Here is a 20,256-nt window from a genome sequence, read left to right as displayed (position 1 = left end):
TTACATAAACCGTTTGCAAATCATCAACTTGCAAATTTTTGCGCTGCGCCGCCCGCCACCGTGTCATGACACAGTGGCGGCAATGGCAGAAAATGGCAGTGATTCACTGACAGAAAGCCGCCCATGCCCGACCCGACCGCACTGCTGGCCTTTATCGACGCCCTGCCCGATCCGCATATCGTGTGCGACGCCGGCTATCGCATCGTGCATGCCAACCGCGCCTATCTCGACCGCTTCGGTGATGGTCGCGATGTCAGGGGGCGCTTCTGTTACGAGGTGTCCCACCACTATCCACGGCCCTGCAACCGCTGCGGCGAAAGCTGTCCGCTCTCCGACAGCCTGGCCAGCGGCAAGCGCGAACGCGTGGTCCACCTGCACCACACGCCGCGCGGCGAGGAATACGTCGACATCGCCCTGACCCCGATCCCGGGCGACGATGGCGGCTACCGCTACTTTGTCGAACGCATGTCGCCGCTGGCGGCCGGACGCGATATCCAGGGCGACGGCCTGATCGGCCGCTCGCCCGCCTTCCGGCACATGCTGGAACGCCTGGCCCGGGTCGCACCGAGCGATGAAACCGTGCTGCTGCAGGGCGCTTCCGGCACCGGCAAGGAACTGGTCGCCAAAGCGCTGCACGCAGCCAGCCGGCGGGCAGAGAAACCGTTTGTCACCGTCGACTGTACCGGCCTGCCGGAGAACCTGATCGACAGCGAGCTGTTCGGCCACGAGAAAGGCGCGTTTACCGGCGCAGTGCTGCGCCAGACCGGGCTGGTGGAAGCCGCGAATGGCGGCACGCTGTTCCTCGACGAGATCGGCGACATGCCGCTGGCCATGCAGTCCAAACTGCTGCGGCTGCTGGAAACCGGCACCTACCGCCGGCTCGGCTCGACCGAGTGGCGGCGCGCCGATGTCCGCATCGTGTCCGCCACCCACCACCTGCTGGCCCGCCGGGTCGAGGAAGGCCGCTTCCGCGCCGACCTGTACTACCGGCTGTCCACGTTCCCGCTGTACCTGCCGCCCCTGTCCGAGCGGCGTGAAGACATCCCGCTGCTGGCGGAAGCCCTGCTCGCCCGCAGCCACCCGGACTGCCGCTTCAGCCCGGCGGCACTGGCACGGCTGACCAGCCATGCCTTCCCCGGCAATATCCGCGAACTGCGCAATATCGCCACCCGCTGCTGTCTGCTGAGCGGCAACGGGCTGATCGACGAGGCCCTGATCGAGGAAGCGCTGTCATCCGCACCCGGCCCCCGCCGCGACAGCGACACCCCGCCTCCGCCCGCCGCCGGGCTGAAGCGCAGCGAACAGGCGCGAGCACTGGGCATCAGCGAACGCACGCTGTACCGGCGGCTGAAGCAGGCAGCACAGCCGTAATGCTCAGCGGGCGTCCGGCGGACCGGCACGACGCCACAGCCAGCCACCCAGCAAGGCCAGCAGCATGCCGGCAAGATGCCCGACGGCTGTGGCAACGCCGACGAACAGCACCAGCAGCCCGGCATAGGGCGGCCCCCAGACGGTCAACATGGCGAACAGCGCAGCGGCGACCGGGTACGGCGCCAGCAGCAGCCACAACCGCCGGCGTCCGTGACTGAGGGTGAAGGTCAGCAGGCTGGCGATGAGGCCGGTGGTGAGGCAGAGGGTTTCGGGGATGGTTTCTTTCCGTTATTTCTACGCAAAATGCTGCGTGATAATTTGATTCAGTTTTGCAAAAAGCGCAATAAAAGTGACAGGTTAATCGCAAAATATAAAATCAGATATTATTAAATATTTAACACCCGTACAACCAGCATCCCAAGCTATTTTTAACTGTACTCAGGCGGCCATTCATATTCTGCATCGTCATCCGACCTGCATATAAATCACAACGGCAAGTTAATATCAGCAATATGCTTCAGTTCATTTGGGCGAAATTCCATATTGCACTGATTTTTATAAACTACATTTAGCAGAAAACTCGTGCATTTCATATTCTGTTTCTCATTTACTTCAATTTGACTGGCAATTTCAAAAATACGTTCAAATTCGCCAGAGACAACAATGCTGGCAAGAGGATAGTCCACACGAACAGTAACTTCACCAAAAGGATAGAATGCAACACGCTCATCTGGATGCAGGTATTGATTTAATGCTTCAGGAGATAATTGTTCGCCACTTATCACGCATATGCAATTCATTATGTACATTTTTGCCTTCTGATGCCATAACTGGCGCGTAAAAACCAAGCGTCAAATTTTTTGCTGTCAAACATTACTCATCAAGCTCATAACATGTCACTCCTAATATAATATTCAACCGTGCAAACCTTGCTGCAAGATCTGGGCTCAGATCAAACACACACTCTTTATTGTATGCAACATTTAAGCACACATCGACATATTCAACACCTATTTTTTTCAGATCGCCAATAGTTTCAATGAACTCCACTATCCTTTCTGGAGAAGCATCCAACATCATCCTCCCCAAAGGGTAAGGCTTTCCTTTATGATATCCTTCAGTGGCAATCTCACCGGCAGAGTGTGCGGAAAAATCATCTGTCGACAACATATGCCTCGCAATCGAAGAAGGATGGAACTCCCCCCCCACCCATAACGCATGCGCAATTAATTTCCACCATATCTACCTCATGAAATGCTTTAATGGGAAATCCGTAGCAACAGTTCTTTTTGTCTGCTGGTTTCTTGACCTCCCCCCGACTAACCGAGCGGTCTAAACTGGAGATTTCCGGCTTCTGGATGGGCTAGCCGGAACTCGCCGGGAGACCGGTCGCCCAGCGAACTGTGCGGCGTGAGTTCGTTGTAATCCTGCGCCAACGCTCGATCTTGTCACGCGCGTCAGCCAGCGGCAAAAACCAATGCACGTTCAGGCACTCATCCCGCAGACTGCCGTTGAACGACTCGATGAAGACATTATCCGCGGGTTTCCCCGGCCGCGAGAAGTCCAGCGTGACGCCTTGTTCGTACGCCCATTGATCCAGCGCCACCGAAATGAATTCACTGCCGTTGTCGACCTGAATCCGCTGCGGCGTCCCGCGCAAGGCTTGCACATGCCGCATCGTCGCGACTACGTCCGCGGCTTAGGAGACGGCCGCTGCTGAACGACAGCGGTGGCGCGGCGAATGCTGACGCGGTACGCGTTGATCAGGAAGTTGGCCAGCTCGCGTTTGCGAGCCGGCTTCACAGCTTTTTCTGGATGACTTCCTGCAGCATCTGCTTGTCCAGGCTCAGGTCAGCCACCATGCGCTTGAGCCGGGCATTCTCTTCTTCCAGCTGCTTCAAGCGGCGCAGTTCGCTGACGCCGAGGCCGCCGTATTTCTTCTTCCAGTTGCAGAAGGTGGCCTCGGAGATGCCCATCTTGCGGCAGACCTCCGCGACCGTGGTGCCCAACTCCGCTTTGCCAGAAATCTCTACTTCTCTCCGCTACGGTTTTTCGGGAGGAGGTCAATGTGCCCTTGCCGTCTTGACCTCAAGTCCGCTTGAGGCGCTACGGTAGACCACTCTTCCCTCACAGGTGCCATCCGATGACGACTGCAACCCCCGCTCCGCAACTGACTTTCCTCAACCCGGAAGGGCTGTATGATCCGCGCCCGAACGGTTACTCCCATCTGGCCATCGTCGATGGACCGGCCCGGCTGGTCCATGTTGCCGGTCAGGGCGGCGAAGACGCGCAGGGCACGCTCTCCCCCGATTTCGGGCAGCAGGTCAGGCAGGCGCTGGCCAATCTGGAAACGGCATTGCGGGCAGCCGGCGCCGGCCCGCGCGATGTGGCCAGGCTGACGGTGCTGATCGTCGACCATTCGCAGGAACGGCTGCAGGTGTTCGGCCGGGTGTTGACGGCGCTATGGGATGGCGCGCCAATGCCGGCATGCACACTGATCCCGGTGCCACGGCTGGCGCTTGACGGCATGCTGTTCGAGATCGAGGCCACCGCCGTGCTGGCGCCGTCGGCCTGAGCCGGCCCCGGTCGCAGGGCTCAGGCGGGATCGTCGGCGGGCTTTTGCAGCTCGTCGGGAATATCCAGCCCCCAGTCGCCCCACAGATACCAGTCTTCGCCGATGACCTCGGCCGGGTGCTGGGTACGGCCGGAGCCGTTGCCGCACTGGAGGGAATCGACCGGGCAGTATTTGTCACACCCCCAGCAGATTCGCTCCGGGTGTTTCGGGTTAAGCGGGAATTTTTTTGCCATGCCGGCCCCATTAACGTCTGAAGGCAGTGCCATGCACTGCCTTCAGATTAGCGTCATGACCGGGACTGGCGACATGACGCGGGTCAAGCCGCAACGGGTCAGGCCTGCAGATTGAGCCAGAGCTTCTCGCCGTCGCTGTACTTGCTGATCATGCTGGCGTTCAGTCTGGCCGCCGCTTCTTCGGTGCTGGCGGCATCGTCGCCCCCGCCCTGCAGCTCGGCCTGCTTCTTCATCAGCTCTTCGATCTTCGCTGCGACCTTTGCCTTTTCTTCCGGCGGCATGGCCTCGTACTCTTCCTTGGAAATGCCGAGCTGGGCCAGTATCCGCGCCATGACCTTTTCGCGCGGCGACATCGCCATGTACTCAAGGAAGCTCTCGCTGGTGCTCTTGCCGGTCGTCGCCGACGGTACGGCTCCGGCAGCCCCGGCGGCGCTGACGGCCGCGCTGCTGCCAGCAGCAGCGGTGGTGGTGTTCTGGGCCGTCGCCCCCAGGCCGGCGAACGCGGCAACCAGCGCCGCGTTCCAGTCGGCGGCTGCCGTATCGGTTTTTTTCCTGGTCGACGACGAGACGGCGTCGAGGACATTGCTCAGGCTGGCTTCACGAATATTCGACATGCGAATCCCTTTGTCAGTAAACGTTTCAGCCACTGAAACAGCAGGATTCATGCCAGCCCGGATTCCCCGTCAGCCGGCATGGATCGCAGCAAAATCACATACTGCATGACCGGTTTTTACCGCCCGTCGGCAATTTTTGCCTGTGCGGCAGGGCGCCCCGGGCACAGCAGCCGCTCGCAGCGGATGTGGTACATCTCGAGGTCTTCGCGAATGAAGAACGGCATCTCCCACGGGTTCTTGTCGATAAACGCCTGGCGGATTTCCTCGAACACGGCGCTGCCGTTCGGTACCAGGCTGGCCTGGCCCTCGATGATGGTGTAGTTCCACTCGATCGCGCGCTCGAAGGTAAAGGTCGCGCGCTCGTCCATCACGAAGAAGCAGTGCGGGTTGCGCTTCAACTGTCTGGATTTGAAGGTTTCCGGGAAAGTGATCAGGAAGACGTCATCGTTCTCGGTAGACAGGAAGGCAAGCACGGTCGTGTGCGGCTGTTCCGGCGCGAGGGTGATGAGCACCCCGACCTTGTTCTCGCGGTCGCGCCCGGCGATCGGCGGCAGGCTGGCCAGCGTGCTCAGCGGCACCGGCCGCTCCGGACGCGGATCGGCCGGGTAGTCATAACCGGGCTCACGCAGGTTCTCTACGGCGGTAAAACCGTGCAGCAGCATGCATTCGCGCGGTTCAAGCACGGCCCAGTCGCCATCCACGGCCTGCACCCGCCCCTTGTAGGACGCCCGATAGACGCGAATCGACGAGTCGAACTCGTCGACCCCGGTACGGTTGTCCAGGTGAATCGTGGCCAGATCGCCCTGCTGCAGCGCATGCCCGTGCGGAAAGAACAGCCGCAGGCGATTGTCGTGCTGCGGGTACACGCCACAGATATGAATAACGACATCATCCTGCCGGTAGGCGCTGAGAACGCCGAGGATCTGCTTGCCGAGATAGGTGACGAGACTCATGAAGAAAGGTCCGCTAGTACCAGATTCTTCAGATCATACGCCGGGCCCCGGTGTTTCTGGGTCTGTCTGCGGCTTGCGCTTGCCGTGTGGCATGACCGGTGCCGATTTCGGTCTGGCGGCAGCCGCGGTCCGGCAGACAAGAATCCCGACCAGTGCCAGCGGCACCACAACCACCAGCAAGGCTGCCAGCGCGTGCAGGAGTTCGGTGTCCATGGCTCACTCCCCGCGCGCCGACAGCACGTTATCGACGGGTTTGCCGGCGCCTCGCCGCTGGTGCCACAGCGTCAGACTGACAACAGCCTGTCGCGCACAGCGAAACACCAGCACAAAAACCGCCACGGCCAGGGTAATAAAAACCACATCCTTGATAACGGTGTGCATCAGAACGTCTCAGCCACTCTCATGCCAGCACCATAGCCCACAGGAAAATGCCGCGGCGTAAAATTAACGTAAATTCTGCACTGCCACGCTGGTTATTACCGGCACCCTGCCGTTAACTGGACAGAGTGCGGCGTCAGCGACAATAACTGTCTTTATTTACAGCATATTTATATTTCCCGGCATTATCTGAACAGCAATTTTATATCCAGCAGGAAAGAATGGTGCGCAGCGACTTTTACCCTTGATACACACGGGTGTCCCGCCCGGAGAACCACCGACGTGAGTCCAGATCCTGACCCCTTTCCTCCCCCGCTGCGCATTGTCGTGACCGTTCCCCCCGGGCAGACGGTAACGGTCACCGGCACACCCCGCGCACCGTGCGATATCGCGGAAGTCGCGGCCCGGGTCCAGGCCTGCCTGGACGATATCGGCATCGAGGGCGAGGCAACGGCGGTTTACGACGATGGCGTACTCAGTATTGATTTTTCGCGTCATCAGGTCCGGCGTCAGGGGCAGCCGCTTTCGCTGACCCGCAAGGAGTTCTCCCTGCTGGCCCTGCTGGCGCAACAGCCCGGCCGTCTGCTGACCCAGTCCTGCCTGCTGCGCACGCTATGGGGCCCCACACACGAGGACGATGCCCACTACCTGCGCATTCTGGTCGGCAAGCTCAGGCAGAAGCTGGGCGATCCGCGCTATATCCTGACCGAGCCGGGAGTCGGGCTGCGGTTTCTGCCGAGGTGAAACCGCTCACGAAGCCTGCATCTCGTATGGATGGCTGCGCTGCTTCTGGCGCAGGCCGGGCAGGATCAGGGCCAGCAGCGGGCCGGTCATGAAGGTGGTCACCAGCGCCATCACCACCAGCATGGCGAAAATCTGCGGCGACAGGATGCCGATATCGTAGCCGATATTCAAAACCACCAGCTCCATCAGGCCACGAGTGTTCATCAGGGCGCCCAGCGCCCATGCGTCACGCCACTTGATGCCCTTGCTTCGCGCCGCAACCGCCGCGCCGACCATCTTCCCGACCGTGGCCACGGCAATGATGGCCGCGCAGTGCTGCCACGCCTGCCAGTTGTCCAGCAGCCCGATCTGCACCCGGATGCCGGTATAGGTAAAGAAGATCGGCAGCAGGACCACGGTGGTCAGGTGTTCGATCTTGGCGCACAGGTTGATCCGCAGCGTCAGCTGGTGCGGCATGATGGCGCCGGCCAGGAACGCCCCGAACAGGGCGTGGATGCCGATCACTTCCGATACCAGGGCCGAGCCCAGACCAATGGCGAAAATGAAGGCCAGCTGACTGCTGGTGGTCTTTCCGTCCACCGTCGCATGACGGAGCACCCGCTGCGCCAGCGGCCGGATGACCTTGACCATGAACAGCACATAGATGACAGCCATGATCAGCACCACGACGGCCGATTTCATCGACCCGGCCTTGACCAGCCCGAGCACGGCGGCCAGCAGGCACCAGGCCGTCACGTCATCGATCGCGGCGCAGGCAATCGCCATCGAACCGAGCGAGGTGCCGGACAGCTGCTTCTCCTGAATGATCCGGGCCAGGACGGGAAACGCGGTAATGCTCATGGCGATGCCCATGAACAGGGCAAAGGAAGAAAACGCGATGCCGGGCGGGCAATATTGCCGGTACAGGCCGAGCGCCAGCAAGACCCCCAGCAGGAAGGGCAGCAGAATGCTGGCGTGCGAAATGACCACGGCAGCCGAAGCGCTTCTTTTCAGACTGGACAGACGCAACTCCAGCCCGACGATAAACATGAAGAAGATAAGCCCGATCTGGCTGAAGAAATACAGCTGCGGCATCGATGCTTCCGGAAAGAGGAAGTCATAGCCGGCAGGCCACAATAATGCCAATACCGATTTGCCGAGCAGAATGCCGGCAATCATCTCGCCAATCACGCGCGGCTGCCCGAACAGCCTGACCACCCAGGCGCAGGCGCGGGACAGGATCAGGATCGACAGGATTTGAATCAGCAGGCCGACCAGTGGCTGATGCGCATGCTGGATCAGCACCTGGGGCGCAATATCCAGCCAGCCGCCCTGGTCACTGCTGTTTTGCAGGAGAACCGGACTTCCCCCGGAACCAAGGGAGAGAATGAAGAACAGTATGACCAGCGCTGCAGACAGAATCAGGCCGTAGGTCAGAATATGGAGCAGTGTTTTTTTCACACGGTTTTTCCGCTAAAATGCATTCGGTATTTTTACTGGCAGAAACCCATCCACCAATTCCGGGTGCACTCACCAGGATATAAAAACCATTGGTCTGATTTTTATATCCTGAAGCAGGCAGGTTTCTTCATCCTTGTGGCGCGCCGGATCATAGCATCCGCATTCAGGCAGAACATTGCCATATATTCATTTGTGCATCTTGGTGTCGCTTTTCCATGTATCCATAAGGGTTATTGCGCAGTGAACACGTCCGGCGACAACGGCGCCGTCCGCATTCAACTGGCGCCGTACCCTGCCGGCTTACCGGTCGTGCAGGAACGCATCGAGAACGGCAAGCAGCCAGCCGGGCTGATCCTCATGGGTCGAATGATCGGCAAACGGGATGTTCAGCAGCTTTGCGCCCGGTACCCGGTCGGCGAGTTCAACCGCATTGGCACGCGAGACAAGCTGGTCTTCGTCGCCACGAACCACCAGCAAGGCAGCGGTGATGTCGCGCACGGCTTCATTCGGATAGCCGTCTTCGCCCGAGTCAAGCCACAGACTCTGCAGCGCAGCCGTCAAGCGCTCGAAGTCCGGCTCCGGGTTCAGTTTCTGATAGCTGTCGTAGCTGTGCGGGAACATCTCGCGCCAGCTCTTGGCCGTGATGCCGGCATACATGTCACGCGCCGGATCGTCTGCGCCCAGGGCCCAGTGCGCGCCGATCGTGACGAGCTTGTCGACCCCGACTGTCCGGCTGGCGGCCAGCCGCAGGGCGGCGATACCGCCATCGCTGTGGCCGATGATGCTGACGCGGTCCAGACCCAGGTGCCGGATTACGGCTTCCACATCCTGCTGGAGACGCTTGTAGCTCAGGGCTGCCCCGCCAAGCGTGGATTTGCCCTGACCGCGACTGTCGATGCCGATCAGCCGCCAGCGCTTGCCCAGCTGGGGCGTGATGGCATTGAAGGTCTCGATGTCACCGAAACCACCATGGAGAAAAACCAGCGCGGGGCCATGCCGGTCGCCCTGCTCTTCGTAGTAGATGCGCGCGCCGTCTGTCTCGACGTGGTGGCCGTCCTGGTGGTTGAAAGTTGCCATGCTGTTGCCTCCCCTGAATGCCGTATTGATTGCATCAGGGCAGTTTACCTGCATCCGGGCACCTGCAAACATGGCATGCAGCCAGGCCGGAAAAACAAAAAAGCCCTGAAAAATCAGGGCTTTTTTGACAATACGTGGCGGAGAGAGGGGGATTCGAACCCCCGTCAGGGTATTACCCTGAACACGCTTTCCAGGCGTGCGACTTAAACCACTCATCCACCTCTCCGCGAGATGAGGCGCGGATTATAAGCAGGTCGCGACCGCTTCGGCAAGCCATCTTTGCCGCCTGTCGCGCATCACGACGCGACGGCAACGGTCGAAAGGCCTAGCCAAGCGCTGGCAAGTGGATAGAATCACATGTTCCGCTGATACCACTTAAAGATTGCAATGCGTCTCGCACTTGCCCAATTCAACCCCATCGTCGGCGATATCGCCGGCAATGCAGAAAAGATTGCCGGCCTGGCCCGCACCGCCCGCGACGCCGGCGCCGATGTACTGGTTACGCCGGAACTGGCGCTGACCGGCTACAGCCCCGAGGACCTGCTGCTGCGTCCCGCGTTCTACCAGGCGGTGCATGTGGCGCTCGACAAGCTGATGGAAATCGACGGCATCACGCTGGTGATCGGCCATCCGGTCCAGCATGGCAACGAGCGTTTCAATGCCGCCACGGTGATCCGCGACGGCAACATCCTCGGCGAATACCACAAGATGCGGCTGCCGAACGAGGAAGTGTTCGATGAAGTGCGCTACTTCTCGCCCGGTGCGGCGCCGCTGGTGTTCACCCAGGGCGACAGCAAGGTCGGCGTGCTGATCTGCGAGGATATCTGGGGGCCGGAGCCGGCCGCCGCCGCGCAGGATGCCGGTGCCGACGTGCTGGTGGTGCTGAATGCGTCGCCGTTCCATCGCGAGAAAACGGTGGTCCGCACACAGGAATGCCGCTGGCGGGTCGAGGAAACCGGCCTGCCGGTCGCCTATGTGAACCTGATCGGCGGACAGGACGAACTGATTTTCGACGGCGGCTCGTTCGCCGTCGCCCGCGATGGCACCATCGCCGCGCAACTGCCGCAATTTGCCGAACGGCTCGCCTATCTCGATGTCGAGAACGGCGACTTCCGGCCGGCCGACATCACGCCGCTGCCGGACCCGGTCGAGGCCGCCTACCGTGCGCTGGTGCTCGGCGTGCGCGACTATATCGGCAAGAACGGTTTCCCCGGCGTGCTGCTGGGCCTGTCCGGCGGCATCGACTCGGCACTCACGCTGGCGATTGCCGTCGATGCACTTGGCGCCGACCGCGTGCACGCGGTGATGATGCCGTCGCGCTACACCGCCGACATCAGCGTCGACGACAGCCGCGATATGGTCAGACGCCTCGGCATCAAGTATGACGAGATCGCCATCTGGCCGATGTACGAGTCGTTCATGGCCGCCCTGACGCCGCTGTTCGGCGACCGCCCGGCCGACGCCACCGAGGAAAACCTGCAGTCGCGCATTCGCGGCGTGCTGCTGATGGCACTGTCGAACAAGAGCGGCAAGCTGGTGCTGACCACCGGCAACAAGTCGGAGATGACCACTGGCTACGCCACGCTGTATGGCGACATGGCCGGCGGTTTTGCCGTGCTGCGCGACGTCGCCAAGACGCTGGTGTACGAACTGGCCGAGTGGCGCAACCTGCAGGGCGAAGTCATTCCGCGCCGCATTATCGACCGCGCCCCGTCGGCCGAACTGCGGCCCGACCAGCTCGACCAGGACAGCCTGCCGCCGTATGACGTGCTCGACGCCATCATGGCCGAATATGTGGAAATGAACCGCAGCCTCGAGGACATCGTCGATCTCGGCTACCAGGCCACCGATGTGGACAAGGTGACCCGGCTGCTGAAGATCAACGAGTACAAGCGCCGCCAGGCACCGATCGGTCCGCGCATCACCCACCGCGCCTTCGGCAAGGACTGGCGCTACCCGATCACCAACCGCTTCAGTTGATGAAGCACGGGCCGGCGGGAAGACAATCCGCCGGCCCGCTTCCCTTTTATCTGTCCCCGTGATCCGGCGCCCTGCCCGCCCTGTGACAGGCAGGCACAAAGCCGATCCGTTGCCATGGCGTTCGTCGCGCGGGCCCGACCCGCGCCCCGACTTGTCAGGAGAATCGCCCTCATGAAAAAACTGCTCGTCACCGCGCTGATCGCGCTCGCCCCGCTGGCCGCTCACGCCGACGGCATCGCCCAGCTCAAACGCTTTGTCGGTGAAACCCGCTCGATGAAAGCCAGCTTCAGCCAGGTTGTCACCGGTCGCCAGACCCAGACCGCGAGCGGCAGCATGGAACTGTCCCGCCCGGGCAAGTTCCGCTGGAGCTACACCAGGCCCTATGCCCAGCTGATCGTCGGCGACGGCAAGCGCCTGTGGGTGTATGACCAGGACCTGGCCCAGGTCACCACCAAGAAACTCGACGACGCACTCGGTTCGAGCCCGGCCGCCCTGCTGGCCGGCAGCAACGAGATCGAACGCGATTACACGCTCAAGAACCTCGGCGTGGAAAACGGCCTTGACTGGCTGTCGGCCACGCCGAAGCGCGAAGGCACCTTCAACGCGGTACGCATGGGCTTCCGGGACGGCAATCTGGTGCGGATGGTGCTCGCCGACAGCTTCGGCCAGACCACCACGCTGGAATTCTCCAACCTGCAGAAAAATCCCAAGCTCGATCCGTCGCACTTCCGCTTCACCCCGCCCAAGGGCGTGGATGTGGTCGGCGACTGATGTGCCCAATGCGATGCCCGCGCCGATACAGCCGGCATCGCCCTTACCAGACCATTCATGATCCAACTTAAAAACCTGACCCTCCGCCGCGGCCTCAAAGAGCTGTTCTCCAACGTCAACCTGACCATCCACCCCGGCTGGCGTGTCGGCGTGGTCGGCAGCAACGGCACCGGCAAATCCAGCCTGTTCGGGCTGATGCTGAAACAACTGCATCAGGAACAGGGCGACTGCGACTACCCGCGCGGCTGGACCGTCGCCCATGTGGCACAGGAAACCCCGGCCCTGACCAGCTCGGCGCTCGAATACACGCTGGACGGCGACCGCGAGCTGCGCGAACTCGAAGCGGCGCTGCGCCAGGCCGAGGACGCCCACGACGGCACGAAAATCGGCCATCTGCACGGCGAACTGGCGCGTATCGATGCCTATTCGGCACCGGCACGCGCCGCCAAACTGCTGGCCGGCCTCGGCTTCTCGGAAGAAAAGCAGGCACGCCCGGTCTCGTCGTTCTCCGGCGGCTGGCGCATGCGGCTGAACCTGGCCCAGGCACTGATGTGCCGTTCCGACCTGCTGCTGCTCGACGAACCGACCAACCACCTGGACCTCGAAGCCGTGCTGTGGCTCGAACAGTGGCTGGCAGCCTATCCGGGCACGCTGCTGCTGATCTCGCACGACCGCGAATTCCTCGATGCCGTGGTCAGCCATATCGCCGAAGTCGCCCGCGGCAGCATCACGCTGTACACCGGCGGCTATACCGACTTCGAAACCCAGCGCGCCGAGCAACTGGCCCAGCAGCAGGTCGCCTTCGACAAGCAGCAGGCCACCATTGCCCACCTGGAAAACTTCATTCGCCGTTTCAAGGCCAAGGCCAGCAAGGCCAAGCAGGCGCAGAGCCGGGTCAAGGCACTGGAGAAGCTGGAACGCGTCGCGGCCGCGCATGCCGATTCGCCGTTCAACTTCACGTTCGATTCGCCGACCCACAGCCCGAATCCGCTGCTGGTGACCGAGCGCGCCTCGGCCGGCTATGGCGACACCGCCATCCTGTCCCATCTGAACCTGAACATTCAGGCTGGCGCCCGTATCGGCCTGCTCGGCCCGAACGGCGCCGGCAAGTCGACGCTGATCAAACTGCTGGCCGGTGAACATGCGCCGCTGAGCGGCACGCTGACCCCGGCCCGCGACCTGCGCATCGGCTACTTTGCCCAGCACCAGCTGGAAACGCTGCGTGCTGACGAATCGCCGATCTGGCATGTGCAGCGGCTGTCGCCAACGGTGCGCGAACAGGAGCTGCGCGACTTCCTCGGCGGCTTCGACTTCCGTGGCGACGCGGCACTGGCCCCGGTCGGACCGATGTCCGGCGGGGAAAAGTCCCGTCTGGCGCTGGCGCTGATCGTCTGGCAAAAACCCAACCTGTTGCTGCTCGACGAACCGACCAACCACCTGGACCTGGACATGCGCGCCGCACTGACGCTGGCGATGCAGGACTACAACGGTGCCGTGATCGTGGTGTCGCACGATCGCTCGCTGCTGTCGTCGACGACTGACCAGTACTGGCTGGTGGAGCATGGCAGCGTGACGCCGTTCGATGGCGATCTCGACGACTACCGGCGTTACCGGCTGACCCAGCAGCAGGACAGTGTCACCGATCGCGCGGCAGCCAGTGACATGCCGGAAGTCGACCGCAAGACCCAGAAGCGCCAGGAGGCCGAATCGCGCCAGCGCAAATCGGCCCAGAAAAAGCCGCTGCTGTCGCGGCTGGGCAAGCTGGAACAGGAACTCGACCGCCTGCATGCAGAAAAGGCCATACTGGACGCGCTGATCGCCGACGAATCCATGTACGGTGCCGACAAGCGCAACGAGCTGGCGGCGGCGATCAAGCGCCAGGGCGAACTGGCCACCCGGCTGGAGCAGGTCGAAGAGGACTGGCTGGCCGTGCAGTCCGACATCGAGGCCATCGACGCCGCCGACTGAGCGGACGCCGCATTTGGCAAGTCGCCCGGGAAGGACTACCACGAAGGAGTAGGCCGGCTGCGCAGCCTGCAGCCGGCCCGCCCAGTTTGTCCATCACGGAGGTATCGGCATGAAAAGAACAACCCTTGCGGCGATTGCAACCGGCGTGGCATTCAGCGTCGCCGGCTGCGCGACCCAGCCCGGCCAGCAGAATCCGGGCGGCATGAGCAATACCGGCATGGGCGCCATCATCGGCACCCTCGGCGGCGCGGCGGCCGGCGTCCTGATCGGCGACAGCACCAAGGGTGCGCTGATCGGCGCTGCTGCCGGTGCGGCGATCGGTGCCGGCACCGGCTACTACATGGACCGGCAAAAGGCCAAGATGGAAGAGTCCATGCGCCAGGAAATCTCCAGCGGCCAGATGGAACTCCAGCAGCGCCCGGACAAGAGCCTGGTCGTGACCATGAACGAGGAAGCCACTTTTGCCTTCAACTCGTCGAAAGTGAAGCCGGCGTTCTATCCGGCCATGAACAAGGTGGCGCAGGTACTCGGCGAGTATGACAAGACCACGCTGAAAATCACCGGCTACACCGACAACGTCGGCAGCGACGCCTACAACCTGAAGCTGTCGCAGCAACGCGCCAGTGCGGTGAAAAGCTATCTGACCGGCAAGGGTATCGCCGCCAGCCGGATCAGCACGGTGGGCATGGGCAAGGCCAATCCGCGCGCCGGCAACGACACGGCCCAGGGCCGGGCCATGAACCGCCGGGTCGACATCCTGATCCAGCCGACCGCAGACGCAAAGTAAGCTTCAGACGGCGGGCCTCGCCCGCCGTGCACCGACAACAACGCAAACCTGTGCCTAATGGTCCGGTAACACCTTTTGCGGCTTGATGCCTGGCGCTATGGGTGATGCGCCACGCAGGGTCAGGATATTTTTCTTCAAGCGGTACGCCAAACCGTATGCATTCTGCCCATTGATATCCATCTCGTAATAGGCATGATATATCGGTTTGTTGCTTTTTTTGTCGCGACCAGCCAGGCTGATAAACGGCGTTCCCTGCACAATCAGATTACCATTCGGCATGTCGAAACAAGGACATACTTTTATTTCCTCACGACTGCCAGTATAAACAGTCAGAAACATGACCTAGCCTTCTATTCGGTGAAAAAGGGTAAAGCCGGAGAAATTTTTATCAGAATAAGATGGTGCCCTCAGTGACAGCATGACCTCTTCACCATGAAAAAGGTAGAAAATTTCTCCGACAAACCCCTCGCTTTCCTGGGCATGGCGTACCTGCCTCCCTGTGGGGTCATAGAAATAATGGCGTTGACTCACTTTGTTTCCGACGATCACTCTTGTTCTGAACGCCTCATCTTCGCCATCATAGAAATATTCTGTCAATTTTTGTTTACCCTTGATTTTATAACGCTGACTCAAGGTATTGCCATCCAGATCTGAAGTGAAATCAATAGTTTCAGGAATACCCAACTCTTCTAGCGCATTAACATTTTTTATTTGCTTTAACTGATAGGTATTTTCATGCGTATATGTGCTGGTATTTGTGACACCTTCTATATTCGATATGACTTGAGAAATATTGTCGAATGCATCATAAGTAAATTTCTGATCCGTAACTTTCTTATCATATTGATCATAATAAACCATATCCCCCACTCTTTTCCAACGCCGGAGAGTAGAAGCAAATGGCGTATAGCTATATCTTTCATTCCATGAGTATGTGCTTGTTGCCGAGTATGTGAAATCCATCCTTTCCAATCTGCGCTGTTTGTCATATACGCTTTTACAAACCAGCACCGGGAAATTTTTCTTTTCGAATTTCTCACCATACCCAATTTCCCTGACAAGATTATATTTTTTATAATATTCTTTATATTGATACAAATCGGTATAGATATCACCACCCAGCAATACGGAGCTGTTTATTCTCGCAATGTCATGATAGTTATTTCTTTCAATGGAAGAGCGAGACAACATCACGTCATTCAAATGATAGTAAGCCGATGCCAACTCTCCGTCCTGGTTGTACACATTATATTTAATAATCACATTTCCGTCGTATAGCTTCATCATTACATAATAGGGCAGTCCACGGGGCGATGATTTAATTGTTTCCTGGTATCCCCCATATATGGAATCTCCCCATTCTGCTTTTTCTCCAGCCACATTATTAAATTTGTCATATGAAAATTCTTGCGAAAACACCGTTTGCTTTACTACACCAATGTTTTTGTACAAGGTGTTAGTCGATTTTTCCAAAAGCCAGCTGGAAGCATTGTAACTGAAGGTCCGCATAGTGCGTATTGGACTGCCAGGTGCATTCCTGCGTTTTGTACGACGGCTTGTTTTTCCAATTTCAGCAATGTATTCATAAGCAGTAATCCAGCCACCTTGAGTCACAATACTGCCTGGTTTGTCATAAAGGGCCGAACCAGCATAGGTATAGTCGGAGACCGCCGCCCCGATTTTTGTACGCACAATCCTGTCCAGCCCATCGTAAGTTTTCTCGCCAGTCACGACACCATTGATTTCCACGCGGCAGACCAGCAAGGATCGACTATGAGCTGCATATGTAGTGACTTTAGTCTGGACAGTAGATTTTTTTTGAGTGATCTGCCGATCAAATCCATCGTACGTATATTCAACAGGCAGTTTGTCGCTCTGCTCATGCCTTCTGACGTTCCAGAATGCATCATAAGAAAATACGTCCGTAGCATCTGGCGTTTTTTCCCCAATACAATACTGGACTTTCTTTAAAAGTTTTCCAAATTCATTTGAAAAATCTATCGTTTTAACATCGCCAGGCTGGTGACTGACCGCAATTGTCCCACTTGACTCCAGATCAAGGTCCTCATCATAAACGTAAGTGTCAACACGCTGCCCCGGATAGGTTCGGCTGGTTAATTCATCATACACATTCCACAAGGAATACGTTTTTTTTACAATAAAGCCATTATCATCCGTGTAATCATACTCAATGCTGCTTGCCAGCTGCCCCAGCATGTTATAATGATAGGCTGCCAATAAAAATATTTTCTCTTCCTGAACAGCATCCGTTATGGATACCTGTTCCCGTATCACATTTCCTGCCGCGTTGAATTTTCTTATCTCCTTGTACTTCTTCCCTGTCGAGGCCACGACTATCGTTGAATCATCCGGGTCATAAACTACTACTTCGGTAATTTCATACAGCGAACCCGCAGCATAGACCGACTTGACAACATCACCAATTGAGTTATAAGCGTAGACTGTTTTTACGCCATTCTCATCACTCGACTCTAAAATATCTGCTGTTTTCCCGTTTCTCTTGATAGAGCGCGTCGTTGCGTTCCCATCAAATCCGGTTAAATTTCTTGAGATGATTTCCGTATTGCTTTCATTGTCGACCAGATAAGTAAAATTTTCCGTGGTAGGGATATAAGTCAAGACGGGCAAGCCATAACATGTTGTCTTCAGCGTCGCCATATTGGAAATAACTTTTTTTACCCGACCAGGGCAATCAGTAGCAGCATCAAGATACTCAAAGTCCATTTTATGCAAAACAGAAGATGACGGCTTCCGATCACCATCATGATTTATTGAGAATTTTTCACTTGAAACAAGCACCAGGCTACAGCCCGTAATCTGTGCATAGGTATACTGCCATGTTTTTTTGGCTGGCCCATTGGAGACAGCACAGGATGAGAGTGTTTTACTTTTTATATAATTAACAAAACCATCCGGGTCAGCAGGGCAAAGAAGGACATCGCCATCGCTTTCGCCTTGTGCATCAAAGTAGACAATATCCAGCAGCTGTCCCTCTGCATTGGCTACATGGGTCTCATTGAAAAAGGCATCATAACGGTGCGTTGATACTTTACGAATGGTTTTTATTACACCGTCCTCGCCTTCAATAGTTACAACCTGAGAAACCTTTACAGGCAGCATGAAGGTACTGGCTTGCTCTGCAATGCCTTCACCAAGATTTAGCTGGTACTCATACTCATCATGCTTTCTACGTTTCTTGGGTGCAGGGGTGCGTTCTGTTTTTGTCTCAAGGTAAAATTTATTATAATATCTCCATATTTTTCTTCTATTTTTTATTTCAGCGGAACTGATAAATGTCATTGCGGCATCCATTTTTTCCATATTATCCGCATCAGGGTTCCATTGCGCGACAACTCCGTAACCGAGATAATTGCTTCTTTCAAAACGGTATATTGTATTCAAATACATGGGAGTCCGAATAAATTGACAAAAAAACGAATTGACGGAAGTGACCCCCAGGACGTTCACGTTCAACCCGGGCGGGCATTTCAAGTTTTCATAACTGATATTCTCACATTGGTAAAAGCTCAATGACGATATGAATTTTTTGATTGCCAGATATTTATCATTATGAGATAAATATTCCATTGAAAACAACCGCCGATCTGGATTGGTATCATTGACTTCTGCTAAAGCCATTAAATTGCCATCCAGCGGCTGAACCACGTAATCAATCGTCCCTCTGGGAGTGGTTACGCTATGCGTTGTTTTATTTTCATCACTAAGGATAGACGTTTTGACAAGTGCCGAGCCATCATCGTTATTGATTGAAAATGAGCCATCCTCATTCCACACAATAGAAATACTGGTACCATTTCTGTCTGTTATCTTGACTGTTCTGCCATTATCAACAGTTTCAACCAGTCCATTTTTGTTATATATCGTATAGACATCTCCTTTTTTCACCACTTTGAAAACAAGCGTTTGCTTGTACTGCAAGCTCACGTCACCGTCTGCACTGGATGTTATTCGATAGCGTTCACCATTTAACAGAACCAGGGTTTTAATTACACTACCATCCTCGCCCGTTTCTTCGTCAACGCGGGAAAATCCAAGCTCCCAACCGATGCCAAACCCATAATCAACAGCACTAAATTGATTAAATCTGATATATAAATCCACATTCGGGCCGTTCAGAAAATTTGCGTGGATTTTCGCCAGCATTATATTTTGGATATACATCAGGGTACTGGAATCGACACCGTTTTCAAACCAGTTAATCAAATTGAATGCATTCGAATAAAAAAGCATATCGCCCCCGACGTGATCACTGAGCTATTCTGAAAATACCTTTCAGCACTACCACTTGTGGATCAGGCAAAAATCCACGGCCAGGAGCAAGAGAAATATCCAGGCGTTGTGCCCCTGTGCTGCTGTGTGCAGCCCCCGCTGATTGCGTCAACGCAGGCGACAGACTTTTTTGGGAAATTTTAGCCACGAGAGGAGAGGCCCCCGAGCCTGTTTTAGTCAACTTTGCACCTCTGAACCGCATATTGAATTTCGCACGCAGGGGAGAAATTCCTCCCCCGCCAGTAGGCGGAACCAGCAAGACCCCCGCAATATACGCCAGTGCCATTGTCGCTTCGGAAAGCCGGGCGGATGCTTTCGGATCGCTATCCATCAGCGCAGTCGCTGCAATCTGGGTCGCACCAGAAGCAATCGACAATAGTCCCCCCATGATGCTCGCACCAATCATGAAAACCCCGGCAATACCTGCGGTACCAATCAATACGGCAATGCCCGTAATAATCATCAGAAACCCGCCGAAATAGTTCCAGAAACGGGCGCTCGCAGAGATGCGTTCATTAACAGGGTCATTGTTGCAAAACGTATAAGGGTTATCCCAGCCAGCCCGCACAGGACTATATGGATCCATATTCAGAAAGCGCTGCCACGCCGGGTGATAGCTGCGCCGATCACCACTTAAGTGATATTGCTGACTGCGGGGGCCAGTCCATTCTATACATTCCCCCCACATGCCGATCTCCGGACGAGTATCCCCGTTCCCCGCCGGCGCCTGCAGGCCGTCGCTGTCCGGTTCGGGTTCGGGCTCAGGATCCGGCTCCGGCTCAGGCTCCGGTTCGCTCTCCCCCTGATAACTGTCGTTCTCGTCCTGCCCGACCACATACCACGGGCACGGCCGCTGCAGCCGGTAGTTGCCGTCGCCACGCTGGGTCAGCACCGGCTGCAATGTTGCATCCCGGTATTGCTGCGCAAACGGCAGCGGCGGCGCCTCGCGTGCCGGCCGGCTGCGGTCCACGCAGTAACCCGGATACTGCAGCAGCGCCAGCCCGCCCGCGCTGCACTCGTCTCCCGCCGCCACCCGCCAGCGCACCGACAGCGG

Annotated in this window: 20 protein-coding genes, 1 tRNA gene and 1 pseudogene; 7 read left to right on the top strand and 15 right to left on the bottom strand. The window is 57.5% G+C overall.

Annotated elements, in window-relative coordinates:
* Nucleotides 1-123 precede the first annotated feature (123 nt).
* A complete protein-coding gene (locus tag ACYVG8_RS18870) occupies nt 124-1,371 on the top strand; it encodes a sigma-54 interaction domain-containing protein (RefSeq protein ID WP_028500204.1) in 1,248 nt (415 codons plus the stop codon).
* A gap of 3 nt (nt 1,372-1,374) precedes the next feature.
* Here ACYVG8_RS18870 and ACYVG8_RS18865 read toward each other — a convergent pair whose 3' ends face one another.
* From ACYVG8_RS18865 to ACYVG8_RS18850, 4 genes and pseudogenes are all read right to left on the bottom strand, one after another.
* Nucleotides 1,375-1,569, bottom strand: coding sequence for a hypothetical protein (locus ACYVG8_RS18865; RefSeq protein ID WP_315385377.1), 195 nt, complete (start codon nt 1,567-1,569; stop codon nt 1,375-1,377).
* A 287-nt stretch (nt 1,570-1,856) separates the two neighbouring features.
* Nucleotides 1,857-2,156: a hypothetical protein gene (locus ACYVG8_RS18860; protein WP_460746585.1), complete on the bottom strand. Its 300-nt coding sequence runs from the start codon at nt 2,154-2,156 to the stop codon at nt 1,857-1,859.
* Between the two features lie 88 nt (nt 2,157-2,244).
* Complete coding sequence (locus tag ACYVG8_RS18855; RefSeq protein ID WP_460746584.1) at nt 2,245-2,541, bottom strand: hypothetical protein; 297 nt, start codon at nt 2,539-2,541, stop codon at nt 2,245-2,247.
* Nucleotides 2,542-2,690: 149 nt separating this feature from the next.
* Nucleotides 2,691-3,398, bottom strand: a pseudogene (locus ACYVG8_RS18850) (integrase core domain-containing protein).
* 116 nt (nt 3,399-3,514) lie between these two features.
* On the opposite strand from ACYVG8_RS18850, the gene ACYVG8_RS18845 reads away from it, so the two are divergent.
* Nucleotides 3,515-3,946, top strand: a complete 432-nt coding sequence (locus ACYVG8_RS18845) for a RidA family protein (RefSeq protein WP_460746583.1) — start codon at nt 3,515-3,517, stop codon at nt 3,944-3,946.
* A gap of 20 nt (nt 3,947-3,966) precedes the next feature.
* On the opposite strand, the gene ACYVG8_RS18840 is transcribed toward ACYVG8_RS18845, so the two are convergent.
* The 5 genes from ACYVG8_RS18840 to ACYVG8_RS18820 all read right to left on the bottom strand — a co-directional run bounded on the left by ACYVG8_RS18840 (nt 3,967) and on the right by ACYVG8_RS18820 (nt 6,127).
* A complete protein-coding gene (locus ACYVG8_RS18840) occupies nt 3,967-4,212 on the bottom strand; it encodes a DUF3079 domain-containing protein (RefSeq protein WP_373280385.1) in 246 nt (81 codons plus the stop codon).
* A gap of 65 nt (nt 4,213-4,277) precedes the next feature.
* Nucleotides 4,278-4,793: a hypothetical protein gene (locus ACYVG8_RS18835; protein ID WP_036386703.1), complete on the bottom strand. Its 516-nt coding sequence runs from the start codon at nt 4,791-4,793 to the stop codon at nt 4,278-4,280.
* A 116-nt stretch (nt 4,794-4,909) separates the two neighbouring features.
* On the bottom strand, nt 4,910-5,746 hold the full coding sequence (locus ACYVG8_RS18830) for a hypothetical protein (RefSeq protein WP_107888649.1): 837 nt from the start codon (nt 5,744-5,746) through the stop codon (nt 4,910-4,912).
* Between the two features lie 33 nt (nt 5,747-5,779).
* Nucleotides 5,780-5,959: a hypothetical protein gene (locus ACYVG8_RS18825; protein WP_028500198.1), complete on the bottom strand. Its 180-nt coding sequence runs from the start codon at nt 5,957-5,959 to the stop codon at nt 5,780-5,782.
* A 3-nt stretch (nt 5,960-5,962) separates the two neighbouring features.
* The gene (locus tag ACYVG8_RS18820) at nt 5,963-6,127 is read right to left on the bottom strand and encodes a hypothetical protein (RefSeq protein WP_156952574.1); all 165 of its coding nucleotides are present in this window, start codon (nt 6,125-6,127) and stop codon (nt 5,963-5,965) included.
* Between the two features lie 279 nt (nt 6,128-6,406).
* Here ACYVG8_RS18820 and ACYVG8_RS18815 point away from each other — a divergent pair, with 279 nt between their 5' ends.
* Complete coding sequence (locus tag ACYVG8_RS18815; RefSeq protein WP_460746581.1) at nt 6,407-6,868, top strand: winged helix-turn-helix domain-containing protein; 462 nt, start codon at nt 6,407-6,409, stop codon at nt 6,866-6,868.
* Between the two features lie 6 nt (nt 6,869-6,874).
* On the opposite strand, the gene ACYVG8_RS18810 is transcribed toward ACYVG8_RS18815, so the two are convergent.
* From ACYVG8_RS18810 to ACYVG8_RS18800, 3 genes are all read right to left on the bottom strand, one after another.
* Nucleotides 6,875-8,308 (bottom strand): cation:proton antiporter, encoded by a 1,434-nt coding sequence (locus ACYVG8_RS18810; RefSeq protein WP_051529023.1) that lies wholly within the window; start codon nt 8,306-8,308, stop codon nt 6,875-6,877.
* Between the two features lie 300 nt (nt 8,309-8,608).
* Nucleotides 8,609-9,385 carry an alpha/beta fold hydrolase gene (locus tag ACYVG8_RS18805; protein ID WP_281660525.1) on the bottom strand — a complete coding sequence of 259 codons (777 nt, stop codon included), beginning with the start codon at nt 9,383-9,385 and terminating at the stop codon, nt 8,609-8,611.
* Between the two features lie 135 nt (nt 9,386-9,520).
* A tRNA-Ser gene (locus ACYVG8_RS18800) sits at nt 9,521-9,611 on the bottom strand.
* A gap of 161 nt (nt 9,612-9,772) precedes the next feature.
* On the opposite strand from ACYVG8_RS18800, the gene ACYVG8_RS18795 reads away from it, so the two are divergent.
* The 4 genes from ACYVG8_RS18795 (at nt 9,773) to ACYVG8_RS18780 (ending at nt 14,891) form a co-directional block, all read left to right on the top strand.
* Nucleotides 9,773-11,365: an NAD+ synthase gene (locus tag ACYVG8_RS18795; RefSeq protein WP_028500197.1), complete on the top strand. Its 1,593-nt coding sequence runs from the start codon at nt 9,773-9,775 to the stop codon at nt 11,363-11,365.
* Between the two features lie 171 nt (nt 11,366-11,536).
* Nucleotides 11,537-12,136: an outer membrane lipoprotein chaperone LolA gene (gene lolA, locus ACYVG8_RS18790; RefSeq protein WP_028500196.1), complete on the top strand. Its 600-nt coding sequence runs from the start codon at nt 11,537-11,539 to the stop codon at nt 12,134-12,136.
* A 57-nt stretch (nt 12,137-12,193) separates the two neighbouring features.
* A complete protein-coding gene (locus tag ACYVG8_RS18785; RefSeq protein WP_460746579.1) occupies nt 12,194-14,104 on the top strand; it encodes an ATP-binding cassette domain-containing protein in 1,911 nt (636 codons plus the stop codon).
* Between the two features lie 109 nt (nt 14,105-14,213).
* On the top strand, nt 14,214-14,891 hold the full coding sequence (locus tag ACYVG8_RS18780) for an OmpA family protein (RefSeq protein ID WP_107888654.1): 678 nt from the start codon (nt 14,214-14,216) through the stop codon (nt 14,889-14,891).
* Nucleotides 14,892-14,945: 54 nt separating this feature from the next.
* Here the strand turns inward: ACYVG8_RS18780 and ACYVG8_RS18775 are convergent, their stop codons facing one another.
* From ACYVG8_RS18775 to ACYVG8_RS18765, 3 genes are all read right to left on the bottom strand, one after another.
* On the bottom strand, nt 14,946-15,230 hold the full coding sequence (locus tag ACYVG8_RS18775) for a hypothetical protein (RefSeq protein WP_460746577.1): 285 nt from the start codon (nt 15,228-15,230) through the stop codon (nt 14,946-14,948).
* Nucleotides 15,231-15,233: 3 nt separating this feature from the next.
* Nucleotides 15,234-19,163: an RHS repeat domain-containing protein gene (locus ACYVG8_RS18770; protein WP_460746576.1), complete on the bottom strand. Its 3,930-nt coding sequence runs from the start codon at nt 19,161-19,163 to the stop codon at nt 15,234-15,236.
* A gap of 16 nt (nt 19,164-19,179) precedes the next feature.
* Nucleotides 19,180-20,256 (bottom strand): RHS repeat-associated core domain-containing protein (locus tag ACYVG8_RS18765; RefSeq protein ID WP_460746575.1); only part of this gene is annotated, 1,077 nt, incomplete at its 5' end.

The organism is Microvirgula curvata (assembly GCF_054781615.1).
This window is presented reverse-complemented; position numbering and strand designations above follow the sequence as displayed.